Source organism: Photobacterium lipolyticum, from assembly GCF_003026475.1.
Classification (GTDB): Bacteria; Pseudomonadota; Gammaproteobacteria; order Enterobacterales; family Vibrionaceae; genus Photobacterium; species Photobacterium lipolyticum.
In genome coordinates this window covers 23,662-41,487 of sequence record NZ_PYMC01000018.1, presented here as the reverse complement: position 1 = coordinate 41,487, position 17,826 = coordinate 23,662, and the positions used below count along the sequence as shown (strand labels likewise).

General features: G+C 41.9%; 14 protein-coding genes and 2 pseudogenes. 12 read left to right on the top strand and 4 right to left on the bottom strand.

Going from position 1 to position 17,826, the window contains the following annotated elements; all coding sequences use genetic code 11:
• Positions 1-54: 54 nt before the first annotated feature.
• From cutC to C9I89_RS18845, 7 genes are all read left to right on the top strand, one after another.
• A complete protein-coding gene (gene cutC / locus C9I89_RS18875; RefSeq protein ID WP_107284870.1) occupies positions 55-3,465 on the top strand; it encodes a choline trimethylamine-lyase in 3,411 nt (1,136 codons plus the stop codon).
• Positions 3,466-3,533: 68 nt separating this feature from the next.
• Entirely contained in the window at positions 3,534-4,502 is a 969-nt protein-coding gene (gene cutD / locus C9I89_RS18870; protein WP_107284869.1) for a choline TMA-lyase-activating enzyme, read from the top strand.
• Positions 4,503-4,515: 13 nt separating this feature from the next.
• Positions 4,516-5,112 (top strand): BMC domain-containing protein, encoded by a 597-nt coding sequence (locus C9I89_RS18865; RefSeq protein ID WP_211315279.1) that lies wholly within the window; start codon positions 4,516-4,518, stop codon positions 5,110-5,112.
• A gap of 11 nt (positions 5,113-5,123) precedes the next feature.
• Positions 5,124-5,759: a phosphate propanoyltransferase gene (locus tag C9I89_RS18860; RefSeq protein ID WP_107284868.1), complete on the top strand. Its 636-nt coding sequence runs from the start codon at positions 5,124-5,126 to the stop codon at positions 5,757-5,759.
• A 19-nt stretch (positions 5,760-5,778) separates the two neighbouring features.
• The gene (locus C9I89_RS18855; protein WP_107284867.1) at positions 5,779-6,471 is read left to right on the top strand and encodes a hypothetical protein; all 693 of its coding nucleotides are present in this window, start codon (positions 5,779-5,781) and stop codon (positions 6,469-6,471) included.
• Between the two features lie 88 nt (positions 6,472-6,559).
• Complete coding sequence (locus C9I89_RS18850) at positions 6,560-6,964, top strand: DMT family transporter (protein WP_107284866.1); 405 nt, start codon at positions 6,560-6,562, stop codon at positions 6,962-6,964.
• Between the two features lie 17 nt (positions 6,965-6,981).
• Positions 6,982-7,311, top strand: coding sequence for a DMT family transporter (locus C9I89_RS18845; protein WP_107284865.1), 330 nt, complete (start codon positions 6,982-6,984; stop codon positions 7,309-7,311).
• A 181-nt stretch (positions 7,312-7,492) separates the two neighbouring features.
• Here the strand turns inward: C9I89_RS18845 and dgt are convergent, their stop codons facing one another.
• A complete protein-coding gene (gene dgt / locus C9I89_RS18840) occupies positions 7,493-9,025 on the bottom strand; it encodes a dGTPase (RefSeq protein ID WP_107284864.1) in 1,533 nt (510 codons plus the stop codon).
• A 115-nt stretch (positions 9,026-9,140) separates the two neighbouring features.
• Positions 9,141-9,395 (bottom strand): hypothetical protein, encoded by a 255-nt coding sequence (locus C9I89_RS18835; RefSeq protein WP_146155084.1) that lies wholly within the window; start codon positions 9,393-9,395, stop codon positions 9,141-9,143.
• A 790-nt stretch (positions 9,396-10,185) separates the two neighbouring features.
• Here C9I89_RS18835 and C9I89_RS18830 point away from each other — a divergent pair.
• Positions 10,186-10,503: a helix-turn-helix domain-containing protein gene (locus C9I89_RS18830; RefSeq protein ID WP_245905526.1), complete on the top strand. Its 318-nt coding sequence runs from the start codon at positions 10,186-10,188 to the stop codon at positions 10,501-10,503.
• Positions 10,500-11,756, top strand: coding sequence for a type II toxin-antitoxin system HipA family toxin (locus C9I89_RS18825; protein ID WP_107284861.1), 1,257 nt, complete (start codon positions 10,500-10,502; stop codon positions 11,754-11,756). Before C9I89_RS18830 ends, C9I89_RS18825 begins: the two co-directional genes overlap by 4 nt.
• A gap of 49 nt (positions 11,757-11,805) precedes the next feature.
• Here the strand turns inward: C9I89_RS18825 and C9I89_RS18820 are convergent.
• Positions 11,806-12,434, bottom strand: a pseudogene (locus tag C9I89_RS18820) (integrase arm-type DNA-binding domain-containing protein); the annotation flags it as partial.
• A gap of 667 nt (positions 12,435-13,101) precedes the next feature.
• Positions 13,102-13,295: pseudogene (locus C9I89_RS18815) on the bottom strand (transposase); the annotation flags it as partial.
• A gap of 252 nt (positions 13,296-13,547) precedes the next feature.
• Between C9I89_RS18815 and C9I89_RS18810 the strand changes: the two are divergent.
• Genes C9I89_RS18810 through C9I89_RS18800 form a run of 3 tightly spaced genes read left to right on the top strand, consistent with a single transcriptional unit; the run spans position 13,548 to position 17,820 of the window.
• Positions 13,548-15,884, top strand: a complete 2,337-nt coding sequence (locus C9I89_RS18810; RefSeq protein WP_107284860.1) for a type I restriction-modification system subunit M — start codon at positions 13,548-13,550, stop codon at positions 15,882-15,884.
• Complete coding sequence (locus tag C9I89_RS18805) at positions 15,884-17,212, top strand: restriction endonuclease subunit S (RefSeq protein WP_107284859.1); 1,329 nt, start codon at positions 15,884-15,886, stop codon at positions 17,210-17,212. Before C9I89_RS18810 ends, C9I89_RS18805 begins: the two co-directional genes overlap by 1 nt.
• The gene (locus C9I89_RS18800; RefSeq protein WP_107284858.1) at positions 17,212-17,820 is read left to right on the top strand and encodes a hypothetical protein; all 609 of its coding nucleotides are present in this window, start codon (positions 17,212-17,214) and stop codon (positions 17,818-17,820) included. The genes C9I89_RS18805 and C9I89_RS18800 overlap by 1 nt, the downstream gene beginning before the upstream one ends.
• Positions 17,821-17,826 lie beyond the last annotated feature (6 nt).

Genomic DNA, 17,826 nt, shown 5'->3' with positions numbered 1-17,826 from the left:
CTGATCCGGCGAACGGCCAGACAGACGTGAAACGAATATCAGGAGAGGCTTATTATGGCCAATTATTCACTGACGCCACGCGTAAAAATGCTGGCGGAAAGATTGTTAGCAAAAAACAGCACCATTAGTACTGAACGTGCAAACATTATTGCGGCGATGGATGATGATATTGCAGGCATGCCCCAGGTAGTAAAAAGCGCCAAGCAATTTAATCAATTGGTCAACAACCTGCCAACGTATATCGGCCAGGATGAGCTGATCATCGGTAGTCAGTCGTCTAGCCCGCGCAGTGCGATTTTCCATACAGAAGCCGAATTGAAAACAGAATCAGTGTTTAACTTCCTGAGCCAGGGCAGCGTTGTCTCCCCAGACTATATGGCGGTGATCAGTACCGGTTTATTAGCTATTGAAGCGCAAATCCAAAATCGTGTTAAAAGCATCGGTAGCGCTGTCAGCAGAAATGGCCAGGATGAAGTTAACCAATGTAAAGCGATGATCTTTGCCTGTCATGGCGCGATGGATCTTGCTCGCCAATTCGCCCGCAAAGCGGAGAAACAGGCCGCGGTAGAAAGTAACCCTTACCGTAAAGCAGAATTGCTTGAATCTGCTGAAACTTTCAAAAAAGTGCCAGCAAAACCGGCAGAAAGCTTTAAAGAAGCTTGTCAGGGCTTCTATTTATTCCAGCTCGCGCTTCACCTGGAAAACGGCAGCTTTGCGGTTAATCCGGCAGGTTTTGATAAAGCGTTGTATGGCTTCTACCAGCAAGACATCAATTCGGGCAAGCTAACCACAGAACAGGCTTATGAAATCGTGGAATGCCTGTGGCTGAAGCTGTGTGAACTGTCTGAAGTTCGCGCCGCAAAAGACATTGATGGCTACCCGATGTTTGATTGGCTACTTCACGGTGGCAGCATCAACGACAGCGAAGTTGCGTGCAACGAATTATCTGAAATGCTACTGGCGGCACGACATAACATAGCTAGATTGAACAATGGCTTACAGGTTCGCTTGTATAAAGGTCAATGTGCAGCGCAAGCCCAGTCTCAATATGCTGCTCCAGCACAACCTGCTGAAACAGGAAAAGTGATGGAAGGCTTAACCCCAAGAATGCAGCGCCTGCGTGACAACTATCTGGGCCACCGTCCTAGCATTTCTATTCACCGCGCAATAGTTTCTACACAAATTGCCAAGAATAACCCGGGCTTGCCAGCTAATATTTTACGCGCCAAATCGTTCCGAGCGGCATGTGAAACGGCACCTCTGCTTATTCAAGATGATGAACTTATCGTCGGTCATGCATGTGGTAAACCTCGTGCGGGTTCTTTTTCACCAGATATTGCCTGGCGCTGGGTGCATGAAGAGTTAGACACCATGAGCACCCGCGATCAGGACCCGTACAATATTTCGGAAGAAGATAAAAGAATCATCCGAGAAGAGATTGTTCCTTTCTGGGAAGGTCGTTCGGTAGACGAAGTTTGTGAAGCGCAATACCGCGAAGCGGGTTTATGGGAGTTCAGTGCTGAGACGTTTGTCAGTGATCTTTCATATCACCAGATCAACGGCGGTGGTGATACCTGCCCAGGATATGACATTTTATTGTTCACCAAAGGTATGAACGGTATCAAAGCGGACGCAGAGGCAAGGCTTGCGAACGTTAATATGACAAACCCGGATGAAATAGAAAAAGTTTATTTCTATAAAGCGGCGATTGAAACCTGTGAAGGGGTTATGGCTTATGCCCAGCGTCTTGCTGATCATGCGCGAGATTTAGCGGCAAAAGAAACTGATCCTGTTCGCCGTGCCGAACTTCTGACCATTGCTGAAACCAATGAAAACGTACCGGCCAACCCGCCGCAAACGCTACAAGAAGCACTGCAAAGTATTTGGACGGTCGAGACATTATTTGAAGTAGAAGAGAACCAGACCGGGTTGTCTCTAGGTCGTGTAGACCAATATGTCTATCCAATGTATGAAGCTGACATTAAATCAGGCCGCCTGACTGAAGCGCAGGCGCTGGAAATGATGCAGGCATTTCTTATCAAGTGCAGTGAATTATTGTGGATGACCAGTAAAGATGGCGCGAAATACTTTGCCGGTTACCAGCCATTTATCAACTTAACGATTGGTGGCCAGAAACGAAAGGGCGGCGATGCCACCAACGATCTGACTTATCTGATTATGGAAGCGGTACGTACAGTTAAAGTCTACCAGCCAACCTTGGGTTGCCGTATTCACAATCAATCGCCACAAAAATATATGGAGAAGATTGTTGATGTGGTGAAAGCCGGTATGGGCTTCCCAGCCTGTCACTTTGATGATGCTCATATCAAAATGATGCTGTGTAAAGGATTTAGCGCCGAAGATGCGCGAGATTACTGCTTGATGGGCTGTGTAGAGCCACAAAAATCAGGTCGTATCTACCAGTGGACTTCAACGGGCTACACCCAATGGCCGATTGCCATTGAATTTGCGCTTAACCGTGGCCACATGAGCTTGTTTGATAGCACTCAGGGTATTGATACCGGTGACCTAAGTGCAATGAAAACGTTTGAAGACTTTGATAAAGCAGTGAAAATTCAGATCGCTCACATCGTAAAAATGTCAGCTATCGGTACTGTTATCAGCCAGCGGGTACACCGCGATGTTGCGCCTAAGCCGCTGATGTCAATCATGATTGAAGGTTGTATGGAGCAAGGTCTCGATGTCAGTGCGGGTGGTGCCGTGCTGAACTATGGCCCAGGTTTGATCTTCTCTGGTCTTGCTACTTACGTAGATTCAATGGCTGCCGTTCGTAAACTGGTATTTGATGACAAAAAATACACATTGGAGCAGATGCGCGACGGTCTTCGAGCAAACTTCGAAGGCTATGAAGAGCTACGCCGTGACTGTCTGAATGCACCTAAATACGGTAATGATGACGATTATGCGGATCTGTTCGCATTGGATGTGACTGAGTGGACAGAGAAAGAGTGTGGTAAATACGACATGCTTTACTCGAAACTGAGCCACGGCACATTGTCTATCTCTAACAACACCCCAATCGGTGAGCTTACCGCGGCCACTCCAAACGGTCGTCTGGCGTGGATGCCGCTGTCTGATGGTATCAGCCCGACGCAAGGTGCGGACAAGCATGGTCCGACGGCCATCATCAAATCTGTCAGCAAAATGAATTCTGAAACCATGAACATTGGTATGGTTCATAACTTCAAGTTCCTGAAAGGCTTATTAGATACGCCGGAAGGTAAAAACGGCCTTGTCACGCTACTAAGAACCGCATCTATCCTTGGCAATGCTCAGATGCAATTTAGCTACGTTGATAACGAAGTGCTCAAGCAAGCCCAAAAAGAGCCAGAAAAATACCGTGATTTGATTGTTCGTGTAGCAGGCTACAGCGCCTATTTCGTCGAGCTTTGTAAAGAAGTTCAGGATGAAATCATCAGCCGTACTGTACTAGAAAAATTCTAACCCAGAAATAAGGGGTCGAGAGGCCCCTAATTAAAGCCACTAAGCGTGAGCGAAGTGAGGAGAAAAAAATGACTGGGATAGCAGAAGTGAGCAAGGAAAAAGAACTCAAAGGGCGGATTTTTAATATCCAGAAATATTCCATCTATGACGGTGATGGGATCCGCACGTTGATTTTTTTCAAAGGGTGCAACCTTCGGTGTGACTGGTGTGCCAACCCAGAAGGGCTGAGCAGTCAGTTTCAAGTGATGTTCAGCCACGACAAGTGTGTGGCGTGCGGTAAATGTGCCCAAGTGTGTCCTGCCGGTGTGCATCTGATGAGTACCGACGCTGATGGCAATGCCGTGCACAAGATCAATAGGGCTGTTGACTGTATTGGTTGTCGTAAATGTGAAGAAGTTTGCATGGGAGATGCACTGGATGTGATGGGTAAAGATGTCACGGTACCAGAGCTGATGGAAATCATTATGCAGGATTATGACTTCTACATGTCTTCTGGCGGTGGTGTGACCCTGGGCGGCGGCGAGCTGAGCTTACAGACGGACTTTGCAACGGCACTGCTGACCGAATGTAAAAAGCAGATGATCAATACTGCGATTGAAACGCAAGGGACAACCAGCCTTGAAAATTACGAGAAACTGGCGACCTGCACAGATCTTTTCTTATTTGATATCAAACAAATAAATACCGTTCAACACCGTCAGTTATTCGGAATTGGTAATGAAGGGGTGAAGCGTAACCTTGAACGGTTAGTGGAGCTCGGCGCCAATATTGTGATTCGAATGCCTTTGATTCGTGGCTACAACGATTCTTACGATTCGATCACCGGGGCTTTCAACTATGTCATGGAGCTCGCCAAGCGCGGCAACATCCAGCGTATCGATGTGTTGCCATACCACCAGTTTGGCAAAACGAAGTATGACAAGCTCGACATGATTTACCCCATCACGCAAAACCTTGGCTACAGCGACGAAGAGCTAAACCAGTTGAGCGCCTTCTTTACTCAGTTTGATTTCGATATCAGGCTGGTTAGGCATTAATTAGGAGATAACGATGAGCATGAGTCTTGGAGTGATCGAAACACGTGGCCTTATTGCTGCGATTAGCGCGGCAGATACGGCATGTAAAGCGGCAGATGTCAGCATTACCAGCTACAAGAAGATCGGTTCAGGTTTGGTGTCGGTGTGTTTTAGCGGCGAGATCAGTGCCGTGAAAACGGCGATAGAGTGTGGTGTTGTGGCGGTTCATCCGCCTGAGCATGTACTGGCATCGCTAGTGATCGCCCGACCTGATCAAAGTGTGGTCAATCTGCTTGCTGGTATTCGTGGCAAAAAACAGCCCGTCACCGCAGAAGAGATAATCCCGACTTCTGTGGCGAAAAAGGCACCAAGCCAAAAACAGCCAACAATATCGACGCCATTAAAAAAGACCGAGCCGGTCAAGCTAGTCGAAGCTGAGGTAAAAGCGCTTGCTGTACCTAAGATAGCAGAGCCAGTTAAAAAAGCAGAACCAGCAGTTAAAGTGACTGAGGTTGCGAAACCAGAACCGACGATAAATGCAGGGGCTCTCAAAGCAGCAGAGGTGACGAAAGAAACCAAAAAAACAGCAGTGAAAAGCAAAAAGAGACCAAGCAATAAGCCGAGAAAATAAGGGTTACTGAAATGATAAATCAGTCTTTACTGGTAAAAATCAAAGAGAAACTACCAGGTGTTTGTTTAGCCAATCAAGCTATGGGTATTCCAACGGGTGTCTCTAATCGACATGTGCATCTGTCGGCCGCAGATATTGAAGCCTTGTTTGGTCAGGGGTACACGTTAACGCCGTTTAAAGATCTTAAACAACCGGGTCAATACGCGGCTAAAGAGTGCGTAATGGTTGTTGGGTCTAAAGGTTCTATTTCAAAAGTACGTGTATTAGGGCCTGCTCGACCAACCACCCAGCTGGAAGTATCAAAAGCCGATTGCTATACGCTGGGAATTAAAGCTCCTGTTCGTGAATCAGGCGCTCTGAGTAATTCTGCTGATGCACTAATGGTTGGCCCCGCAGGCCATGTTCACCTTAAATCTCAGGTGATTTGTGCACAACGGCACATCCATATGAATGGCCTTGATGCAAGGATGTTGAATGTCGTAAACGGGCAAAAAGTGCGGGTGAAAACAGAAGGTCAGTGCGGGCTTGTGTTTGATGAAGTGGTTGTTCGTGTGAACGAAGCCTATGCTCTGGAGTTCCATATTGATACCGATGAGGCCAACGCTGCAGGGTTAAGATCCAACGACAGTGTATTCATTACTGACTAAAAGATAACCGGATGGCGTTATGAATGAAAATATCGTGGAAACGCTGGTTGCCGAAATATTAAAAAGGCTGCAAAAGAAAGTGTTGTTGGTGTTGACCAATGCCGGAGGGTATCAAGATGAGATATATACCCGTATGTGTCATTACAACAACTTCTCTTTCTCTATCATGATTGCGGAAAATGCTGTTAATCAGCATGACGTTGATAAATGGCGTCAATTGGGAGACATTGTTAACTTTGATGAACATTCTCTTCCAGCGGCATTAGATAAATTTGACAGCTTATTCATTCCTTTTTTAGATTTTGAAACCATGGGAGACGTTGCTAACGGAATATTTACTACGGACGGTGCACAAGTTATTAATTACGCATTGATGAAAAACATTAATGTGCTGGCATTAGATTATAATTGTAACCCGAAAAGTGAACTTAATCAGGTGTTAGGGTTAAACAAAAATGCTGGTTATAACGAGCAGCTACAAACTAACATCAATAAAATTGTTTCTTCTGGAGTTCAACTTTGCACTATGAATGAAATCGAAAGTAATTTGAACCCTGCGGAATCAATATCAGAATCTGAGCCGCGAGGTATTATTGAGTCACCTCTTCGTTACATTACATTAAATGATGTAATTAATAGTGGTAGGGATAGTTTTTCGAATAATGAAAAATTAACTGACTTGGCAGTAGAGTACCTTAAAGCACAGAAATAATAACCTTTAATATATCAAGATAAAATTGGTGCATCTAAATTCTTTATGTATTTTTTATTAAGATCGGAAATAGTTAGGAGTAATAATTATGTCGAATAATTTAAAAAAATGGTTATGGCTAATTCTAGTAATTGCCTCAGAAACATCAGCGACGTCAACATTGAAAATGTTTGATAATAGTGAAGGTATGACGAAAACTATGCTGCTTGCTGGCATCGTCTTGCTTTATATCATTTGTTATTACTCATTATCAAAAGTCGTTAAGTATCTTCCTGTTGGTCTAGCTTATGCTACCTGGTCTGGCACCGGCATCCTGTTGGTTTCGACGATGGGTGTATTGTTCTATGGGCAACAGCCTGATATTCCTGCCATGATAGGAATGGGCGTTATTGCCAGTGGTATCGTCATCATGAATCTCTTCTCGAAGATGGGTGAAGATCTTGAAGATGAAGAAGACGTTATTGTAGATGCTAAACCACAAACTCAATCATAATAATAAGGAATACAACAATGTTTAATATCGGTTTCTTATGGCTAGCACTTTCAATTGGTTCTGAAATTACTGGCACTTCAATGATCAAAAAAACCAATGGCTTCCGTAACCCTGCGCCATCGGTGTTAGTTATTTCTGCTTATTGTATTTGTTATTTCGCTTTAACTAAGGCGATGGGCTATATTCCGGTAGGGATTGCCTATTCTCTATGGTGTGGTTTTGGTATTGTGGGGGTCACAATTGTATCTATGATTCTTTACAAACAAAAACCTGATTTGCCCGCTATTTTCTCTATGGGATTAATTATTTCTGGTGGCATCATTATGAATATGTTCTCTCAGATGTAAGCCTAAAGTGAAATATCCTTTAATTTGGTAATTAATTCAGATTAGGGGGTGGCAACATCCGCTGGCAGCAAGGTTGCTGCCAGCGGTAATAATCTAATCGCGACGGTATTTAAAAGACGGTTCTGTTGTTTCATCGTAATCAAAATGAAAGGAAGATAAATCTTTCCTTTATTTTGGCTAATTATTCGAGAACATTCAGAGCGCGATATTCATCATAAGCATATTGATCGGTCATACCACTGATATAATCCTGAATCAGACGAACACGGAAGTAAAACTCCCAAACCTCATCGTTAAAAGTGTAGGGTAGATATGGAATTTCCAGATTTTTATCTTTTTCCTCATCTAATGTTTTCATTGCGATTTCATAAGCCTTTAGATGCTTGTTCGGCAGCTTCTTATAGAGTCTTCTCTCGTATAATGGAGCGTCTTGAATGTTAGTAAAGGTCTTTTTATCCAGCAGCAGCAAAGGCTTATAGGCTTCTAATAATCCGGTGATAATTCTATACCCTTGTAACTCACTTCGTTCTACCTCTGGATCACAGAAGGCATAGTTCATTGCAACGTTTTTTAGTGTTTTAACAAGGGCGTGATTGACACTTTCATCTTCAATTAGTGCTCGATTAAATGTGCCGTGAAATACCTTTTCGATATTTTCAATGAATTGTTTGCAAGCATGCTGTGGTAAGCGTTTATTTATTTCTACGCGCAGAGTCACAAAAAAATGGCTATCCGCACAGTTATCTGCTCTCAAAGCACTATCGTAAGCGATGTTGATTATTTCTTGCATCGTTTTTTGCTCCGCTAATCCATATTGTTTAGCGAGCAATTGGAATTCTTTATCAAGAGCAATTTTTAGTTGCTCAATAGTCAGTATGCCCTTTTCTACAGCATCTTCGATATCAGCTATACCGTAAGAAATATCATCAGCAGCTTCCATTATGTATGAGAATGGAGATCGGCAATGGGAACCCATGGATAATACGGATTTTAAAGATTCAACATAACGGTGCTCACTTAGGTAGTAACCAACTTTTTTCATTAAGTAGTTATAGTCCTTGAGTTGAGCATTATCAGGCTGTTTTTTCGGAGATGCTTGATCTCCTCGGCGAGTATATTTAAATACCCCTGAAACTTGGGAATAGGTGAGGTTGAGTCCTAGAAGAGTGTGAACTAAGCGGATAGCCTGTGCATTACCTTCGAAATTTGTAAGATCTCGGTGGATGGGGGCTGGTAAGTCAATTCTTGGTTGCCCTTCCTCATTGGTTGTTAGAGAGACTATGTGTCGAGAAAACCAGTCATTTATAGCCTGCTCTCCAAAGTGGCCAAATGGTGGGTTACCCACATCATGCATTAAACATGACATTTCGACGATAGACTCTATTTGGCGTTCTAAGCCTGCAAGTTTGTATTGCTCAAGTGTTTCTTTCGGCAGCGTATTGAAAATTAGCTGAGTGATATAACGACCAACTTGTTGAACTTCTAAGGAGTGAGTCAATCGGCTACGAACGGCAGCATTGCGCTCTAAAGGGAATACTTGAGTTTTCTGCTGAAGCCTTCGAATGGCTGCTGAATTGAGAATTCGCCCTCGGTCACTTTCAAAGCTTCCTTGGTGAGCAACTTTGTCTGGTTCTTCGAGTTGGCGAGGTCTAGTGGCTTTCCCGTTATGGTAAACCCTTGTTCCACGTACTTTTTGGTTGAAGTTAATAGCCATAACTTTCTCTCATCAATGGTAATGAGTGTAAGTTATATCGAATATGCCGATGCATCCATATCAATCAATCATTAGTGTGACAAGGTAAAGCATTCACTTGAACCTTATCAGTTACTTAAACTTTTAGTTGCTGGCTTCCTGTTACGGAGAGAGGCCAGCCTTTGGCTGCTTCTTTGATATGTCCACACCACTCGAAGAATGATGAGCACTTCTGGATATAATCCTTAACACTTTCAGGGCTGAGTATCGGCATTTTATGCTTTTTATTGGCTTTGATTAGTTGTTGTCCCTCAAGACCGTCAAACTGCTTATACTTCTTCGCATTAACAGGGTATTGCCCTAGCAACCTGCGAGCTTCCTCTGTCTCCATTCTGCGGATCTCTTTAATACCTTTCTTTTTAAGCAGTGTTAGAACCGTATAGCACTTAGCATACGCCATACTAAGTGTTTTAGGATTAACAAGGTCTTTCTTCGACTCCCTGTATTATTCAAGGCACTTAAACGGGTTGGGTGATGTTGTGGGAGGGGTAACAGCTTTAGGTTCGCTAATGGCTGTTTGCGTGGCTTTTGTCGTGTGTATTAGCGCTGTGTTGGTTTGAATAGAGGTGCGGATCTTAAGCTTAAGTTTCAGAGGCTTAATGACGGTTTATTGTTTGTTGGATGTATGAAGCGATTGCTTCAGTTCATAGCGATTGGCAAACAGACGTCTGTGTTGTGCTGATATCTGATATCGGAAGTACCAGTTGCCAGATTTAGAAATTTTTAGATATCGCATGTTTAGTACCAGTTTTTAGTACAAACAGCTAAACATTTGATGTTTTAAATACAAAAAGGGCAGTAAGTCAACGACTTACTGCCCTTTCCAAACGTTTGGTAGGCTGGCGTAAGTTCATCTTAATCTTTAAGTTATTGAAATGAAAGGGTATGTGTTGGTTTGACTTTTGTTGATGTACCTTGCGGTGTACCCATTTGTAATTGTTACCTCTGATTTCATCATAAAATTAGTAGCCTCTCTAGAATCTAATATGATTAGGTGAAGCGAAAAACAACTTAACTGTTGTTAGCAATTATCAATACAACTTAAAGGTTGTTAATTATCTCATTTACAACTAAAGTGTTGTTTATGTGGTTGGTACAACTCTAATGTTGTTTTGAGGCTAATGATGAAAAATATCGATGAAATTGCAGAACTGCTAATTGAGCGACGTAAAAAGCTGGGCATCGAGCAAAAAGACATGTACATGCGAATTGGCATGAAGCAGCAACAGTATCAACGTATCGAAGCAGGCAGTGACGTAAAGCTGTCGACCTTACTCAGAGTCTTAGAAGGGCTAGATTTAGAGTTGTCCATTACTCCGAAAGATAGGAAAGCACCTCCAGTATCAGTGCATGAAGCCTCAGCAAACCTTAACAAAGAGGGACTGCAAGATGACACCGATGATCTAGATTTTTGGTTTGGTTCAGAGGGTAAGTCATGAGCAAGCAAATTGAGCAGGTGGAAGGCATCAGTATTCAATTGCATGGAATCGATGTTGCAGTCATCGCGCATTATGCTGGTGGAAAAAACATACTGACCTTTAATCCCGATTTTGTTGCGATGCCAACAGAGACGCGGCCTGTTTTTACATTAAGGCAGTTGCTGGATTCTAGCTATTTGAATAAACCTCAAATCCGAACCGAGAAGATCCCTCCTGTTCTATCAAACCTACTACCTGAAGGGATATTAAGAGATCTGACAGCCAAAGCACTTCAATGTCACGTTAACAATGAGTTCTCAATCCTCGCCTACTTGGGTTCCAACCTACCGGGCGCACTATTAGCCAAACCGATAAAAGCTGGAGACGTACCTACTTGGGCGCTAGAACAACGTCTATCAACAGAACCTCAGCAGATTAATGTTAAACACGCTGACACCAAATTTTCACTCGCTGGTGTGCAGATGAAATTCTCTTCATCTCATGTTGATGGCCGTTATCACATCGATCAGGAAATATCTGAAGATATGTGGATCATCAAGACGCCATCAACGGTCCATAAAGGTGTTCCGGTCAATGAATATACGTGCATGAAATTAGCTGAAGCAGTCGGAGCTGAAGTTCCAGAAGTGCGGCTAATCGAGTTAGATGAGCTAAAAGGGTTACCAAGCATTAGATTGCCCGATGAACAATATGCTTATGGTATTAAGCGGTTTGACCGTAGTGATAATGGGCGTATTCATACGGAAGATTTTGCCCAAGTATTTGGGTTGTATCCCTCTGACAAGTATCAAAAAATAAATTATGAACAGCTTGGAAGTGTGCTATATCAATCAAGTTCTGAGCGCTTGAAAGATATTCAACAAATGGCGAGAAGATTGCTCATTAACATCTTGTTGGGTAATGGTGATGCCCATCTGAAAAATTGGACATTGATTTACAGCGATACTTACTCTCCTCGTTTATCGCCTCTTTATGATGTGGTATTCACTGTGCCATACATAGATCATGATAATCTTGCACTCAAGATGACAGGTACCAAGAAATGGTTTGATATCACGATGAAGCACTTTGAAACATGGTCTGAAAAAGCTGGATCTCCTTGGGTTGCCATAAAGCCTCATCTGCTAGATGTGATGGATAAAGCCCGTAATCAATGGCCCAATTTATTGCAAGAACTGCCAATGTTAGAAGATCACAAGTCCGCATTAAAGCTCCATTGGAAGCGACTGGATAGAGATTTCAAGGTTCTATAAGAAAGTTAGTCGAGACATGTTATTAAGATTGAACAATCATGTGTTCAGAGTTTTGGTTGGTGTATCTCTTGAAAGCGGCTTTGATTCCAGTCAGAGGATTCGCCTGAATCAAACCACAGTTCGTAGCGAAGTTCATCACTTCATTTAAGCGTTGAGCTAAGCGTTGACTGTTTCTAGGCTACCTTTCGCTTCGATTGGTTTCAATAACTCGATTATTTGTGGAGCAGTGATTTCTGTAACCGGAATGTCGGATAGGTCAGGGAAGATATGAAGCTCAAGAGAGCGCCAGATATCAACGGCATAATCTGGGGTTACATCGTCCTTTTTGATCTCAAACCACTCTTTAGACACATTGACAAACGTGTGCTGGTGGATAGCTTTGTGCTCTTGCTGCTGGCGTTTCCTTTCTTCTTGAGGATCTATCCCTTGAGCGAGTAGTTCTTTTGCTTCCTGTGAGGTCTTGCGGGCGTTAGCAAGGGAGAGGTCTGGGTATTTACCAAGACTTAGATTAGTACGTTTTCTTTTGATGGGGTGTGTATAGTTTAGCAGCCAAAGCTTTGAGCCATTTGGTTTCACCCTTAGACGTAATCCGACCCCATCAGAAAGTATGTATTCTTTTTCTTTAGGTTTAGCTGATTTGATCTCTTTATCACTCAATCTCGTCGTTACTTTAGCCATGATTGGTCCATCAAAATAAGTACACCTGAGCAGTGTACCTTTAGGTGTACCCATAAATAAAAGAAGCGGTCGGGCGTCAGTAGACGTAAAAAGACGGTAAGCTATTGATTTTAGTTTGTTGCGGATACAAAAAAGGCCACCCGAAGGTGGCCTTTTCCAAACGTTTGGTGGGCTGGCGGGAGTTGAATCGGGCGATTAATGCCTTGTTGTATATTGCTTTATTTGATTTATTTTTAGTTGGTACTACTAATGGTACTACTAAGGAAAAATGTCACTACAAATTTGATCAAAAGTTAAGTGGTGAGTAATGACACATATGTATTACATTTTATCTATCTAACAATTGTAGAGGCGAGTATGGATTCTAAGTGGATGAAGGAATAACTCAGGATATTTAAGGACTCTACTATCAAGCAAAAGCTGATCTACCTAATGTAATGTATTCTGGTTATTACCCGGACTATCCTCAAAAGATATGTAATTTGGTGGATACATTGCAACGTCATGTTGGGATAATTCTTTATATAATCCCTTTGAAACTGAGACGTTCATTGAAAACATTGCGTCGGTTAATCTGGTTGATATCACTTCAATATTGACTTGGTGTTGTTGTAGATAAAGGGTCTGTGATGGTCATTGGTTCAAGGTGTTATAAGAAGAACGAGTTAACTAGCTTGGGTTCAAAGCTAGCATTGTGATCACGTGGCGCATCGATGGTGACTTCCCCATCATCGGTAATGAGAGTCTTACTGGAGTAGCTATTACTGCTGTTATTCGACGGGTGTTCCGCGTGTTTTTCATAGCTAAGGTGCTCGCCTAATTTGCATTGAGAGCCGTTTCAACGGTCACCTTGGTAAGCTTTGAAAAATCGTCTTCATGCATCTAGAGCGATGTAGGTAGCTTATACAAAAGCTTCGCTTTCAATTAATAGCACCAAATTCATTTCTAACACATCAGTATAAACAACTTAAATTTGAGCGTATAATCTCATTTTTCGGATTTGGATACAGTTGAACATCGCCCATCTTACGTAGTCTAATACTTAGCCCAAAAGACTATGTTCAACGAACGACCATTCTTAAGTTTGAGCTAATTTTTTGCTGAGATAACTAAATGAAAAACCAAAATCAAATAAAAAAGAACTCTGATCTCGTATGGGATATTGCTAACTTACTGCGCGGCCCATACTTGCCAGCACAGTATCGACGCGTGATGATCCCATTTACAGTGCTTCGCCGCCTTGATTGTGTTCTGGAAGGCAATGTTGACCAAGTGCACAAAGAGTATGAAGCACTATCTGCAAAGTATGAAAAGCTTGAAAATAAAGTTGAAGTCATTGAAAAGTCGATCAATCACAAGTTTAAAACACAGTTTTTCAATACCAGTGGCTTCACCTTTAAAAAGCTAAAAGGTGACCCAGATAATCTTGCCTCAAACCTTAATAAGTACATTGCAGGTTTTTCTACCCGTGCACGACTTATCTTAGAAAAGTTCCGTTTCGACCAAGAAATTGAACGTTTGGAAGAAGCAAACCGCTTATTCCAAGTATTTGAAAAAATTGAAGGTGTTGATTTTCATCCCAAAAAGGTGAGTAACTCGGATATGGGTTACATATTCGAAGACCTCGTACGACGCTTTAACGAACAAGCAAACCAAGAGGCTGGTGACCACTTTACGCCCCGTGAAGTAGTTAAGCTTATCGTCAATCTAATGTTTACTGGTGAAGAGCAAATTTATACCGCAGGTAAGCGTATTAAAATATACGACCCTGCTTGTGGTACTGGTGGCATCCTCTCAGAAGCAGAAAAAGAAATCCTCGAACAGAATAAAAAAGCCAATATAGAGCTTTTCGGTCAAGAGTATAACCCAGAATCATTTGCTATCTGTGGCTCTGACTTAATGATCAAAGGTGAAGAAGCTGAAAACATTGTCTTCGGTGACACTTTGGGCACAGGTATTGACCGCGATGACCGAGTCGATGGTGATGGTCACCCAGATATGCGCTTTGACTATATGGCTGCTAACCCGCCATTTGGTGTGGAGTGGAAACCAGAGAAAGATTATGTCACCAACGAGCATGAAAAATTCGGTTTTAAAGGTCGCTTTGGTGCAGGCTTACCACGTATTAATGATGGTGCATTGCTTTTCTTAATGCACATGATGTCCAAAATGCAAAACCCACCGAAACAATTTCCACTGCACAATAATGAAGAAGATGAAGCAAGTGGCTCACGTATTGCCATCGTATTCAATGGCTCGCCGTTATTCACTGGTGATGCAGAGAGTGGTGAAAGTAACATGCGCCGCTTCATTATTGAAAACGACATGCTTGAAGCGATTGTCGCATTACCTGACCAATTGTTTTATAACACAGGTATCAATACCTATATCTGGATAGTCTCTAACCGTAAGTCTGATGGCAGCGACAATACGTCGAATCGCCAAGGAAAAGTGCAACTAATCAACGGCACTGACTTTGCGTGGAAAATGAAAAAGTCGTTAGGTGATAAACGTAAAAAAATTGGCGAAGGTCCGAGTGAAAGCAATAAAAACGAGCCAGATCATATCAGCATGCTGACACAAATTTATGCTGACTTTAAAGATGAAGACACGCGCATACTGTCAGACATCAATACCAATGTTGAACTGCCGAAGAATAAAGTACGAGGTATGGACAAGGTCGTGACCGTCAGTAAGATATTTAAAAACCAAAAATTTGGTTACTTGAAAATTACTGTTGATAGACCACTTCGCCTTAACTTTACCGTCAATCAAGAGCGTATCGATGCATTCAAAGAAAGCGGCTATTTCATTGGCTTAGCCGAAAGTAAAAAGCGCAAGAATAAAGAAATTAAAGCAGAAGAAATTGCCGAAGGTATAAAGTTACAAAATAACATTTTAGATGTGTTAGCAAAGCTTAAACTAAACTTTGCCGATGCGCAGCTAATTAAAAACCGTAAAGATTTTGAACAAGTGCTAAGTAAAGCGTTTGCCGCTAGCCCAATTAAGTTAGATAGTCCTCTTAAAAAAGCACTATTGGCACCGGGTAGCCTTGGTGAAAAAGACCCAACAGCAGATGAATGCTTAGATGCTAAAGGCAACAAAGAGGCTGACGGTGACTTACGTGACACCGAAAATGTACCTTTACCTAAAGATATCCCACTACCGTTGCCACTTGATTATGAAAACAAAAAGCTAAACAAAGGTAAGGTCGATAAAACTGCACTGCTGGTTTTAGTGAAAGACCATTGTGAAGAGTACTTAGAGCAAGAGGTATTACCGTATCGCCCAGATGCATGGATTGATCACAGCAAGATTAAACTTGGTTACGAAATTCCATTTAACCGCCATTTCTACGAATACGAACCACCTCGTAAGCTAGAAGACATCGAAGCCGATATTAAAGGCCTAGAAAAAGAGATTATCGATATGTTAGCGGAGGTGGTTTGATGCACGCTAATCCTTACCCAAAATATAGACCAACTAATATTGGTTGGTTATCAAAAATTCCTTCTGAGTGGAAGGATACTTTAGTAAAGTTTTGCTTTGATATTCAATTAGGAAAGATGCTTCAACCTAAACAACAGAGCTTGAACGATGTTGAATATCCGTATCTAAAAGCTCAACACGTGAAGTGGAATGGTGTTGAAACTGAAAACTTGCCAAAAATGTTTGCATCTAAAAAAGATATAAATAAATATTCCGTGCGCGAAGGTGACCTTTTAATTTGTGAAGGTGGCGAAGTAGGTAGAGCTTCCATATTAAGACAGTTGAAGGAGCCAGCTATTATTCAAAATGCTTTGCACAGAGTACGTAATAAAGAGTTAGGAGACATTAACTATTTTTGTTACATGCTAAGAAATATTTCTGATACTGGTTGGTTTGATATCCTTTGCAATAAAGCGACGATAGCTCATTTAACAGGTGAAAAGTTAGGTGCAATTAGATTTCCTGTTCCTTCTATTGAAGAACAACAACAAATAGCTGCCTTCCTTGACTTCAAAACCCAACAAATCGATAGGCTGATTGAAAAGAAAAAAATGCTTATTGAAAAGCTTGAAGAAAAGCGTATCGCGATGATCACTAAAGCGGTGACCAACGGTCTAGATAAAAACGCTAAACTCAAACCATCTGGCGTTGATTGGTTGGGAGGTATTCCAGCACATTGGAGAGAAATGCAGTTTAAAGATCGTTGTAGAGTCGTCAGCGGGCAAGTAGACCCAACCGGACCAGACTATGAAAGTCTGCCATTAATAGCACCTGATCATATTGAAAAAAATTCTGGGCGACTAATAGAATTAGTTTCAGCTAAGGAACAAGGCGCAATTAGCGGAAAATACCTTTTTGAGAAAGGAGATATTTTATACAGCAAAATTCGCCCAGAATTAAACAAACTATGTATTGCGCCTAGCCAAGGGTTGTGTAGTGCTGATATGTATGCAATCAGAACAGAAGAAGAATTATCGCCTCTCTTTTTGTTCTATATGATGCTGAGTAAATACTTCTTTCAGTATGCTGTTCTTGAATCTATGCGAGTGGCTATGCCAAAGATAAATAGAGAATCGCTTGGTTCCTTTAAGATATTGGTGCCACCTAAAAATGAGCAGAAGAAAATTGTTGCTCATATTTCATCCGAGTTGAAGCAAATAGAAAAGAGTATAGACGTTTCTCTACGATCCGTATCAAAATTAGAAGAATACCGCTCAGCACTTATCACTTCAGCTGTTACGGGTAAAATCGATGTACGTGAGGTGGAAATACCTAAGGCTGGCGCATAATGGCACTAGATGCAAACGGATATTTTCATCATATAAAATCGTATTTTAATCTCGCCCATTATGCTGTGCCTATTCCAAATGCGGGAGAATTGGTGCTAAAAGAAAAGATTGATGTGGGCGGCAAGAAGAAAGAATTTATTGTAAGGCTTAACTATATTGGTGAAGTCTTTGCAATAAAACTCGATAAGGAAGTACGACGCGGACATCATGAGCCGTTGTTTCATTTTCTGGATAATCAAGGTAAGCCTTGGTCAAAACGTTGCGATTTTGTGATATTTCAACTCGATAAAAAGCAAATTAAAGCCTATTGCCTAGAGTTTAAAAATACATCGGTAGATTCAGAAAGCGTGGTTGCTCAGCTCAAAGCCAGCGAAAACTGGTGCCGAGCGTTAAACTCAATCATCAATATTTATACAGGTCATAAAAGAAAAATAAAACTAACAAAGTACTTAGTTACTGATTGTACACCCGAGCGGGCGGCTACCTATTTAGATGCAGCTAACGAGTATTTAGCGCGAGACCCATCTATAAGACATTATTTATACTCAGAAATTGACCGGATGAGTCTTAGTGATTTAGAGCACGCTATCGTAGAAACAGTTGGTTAGGGGGTA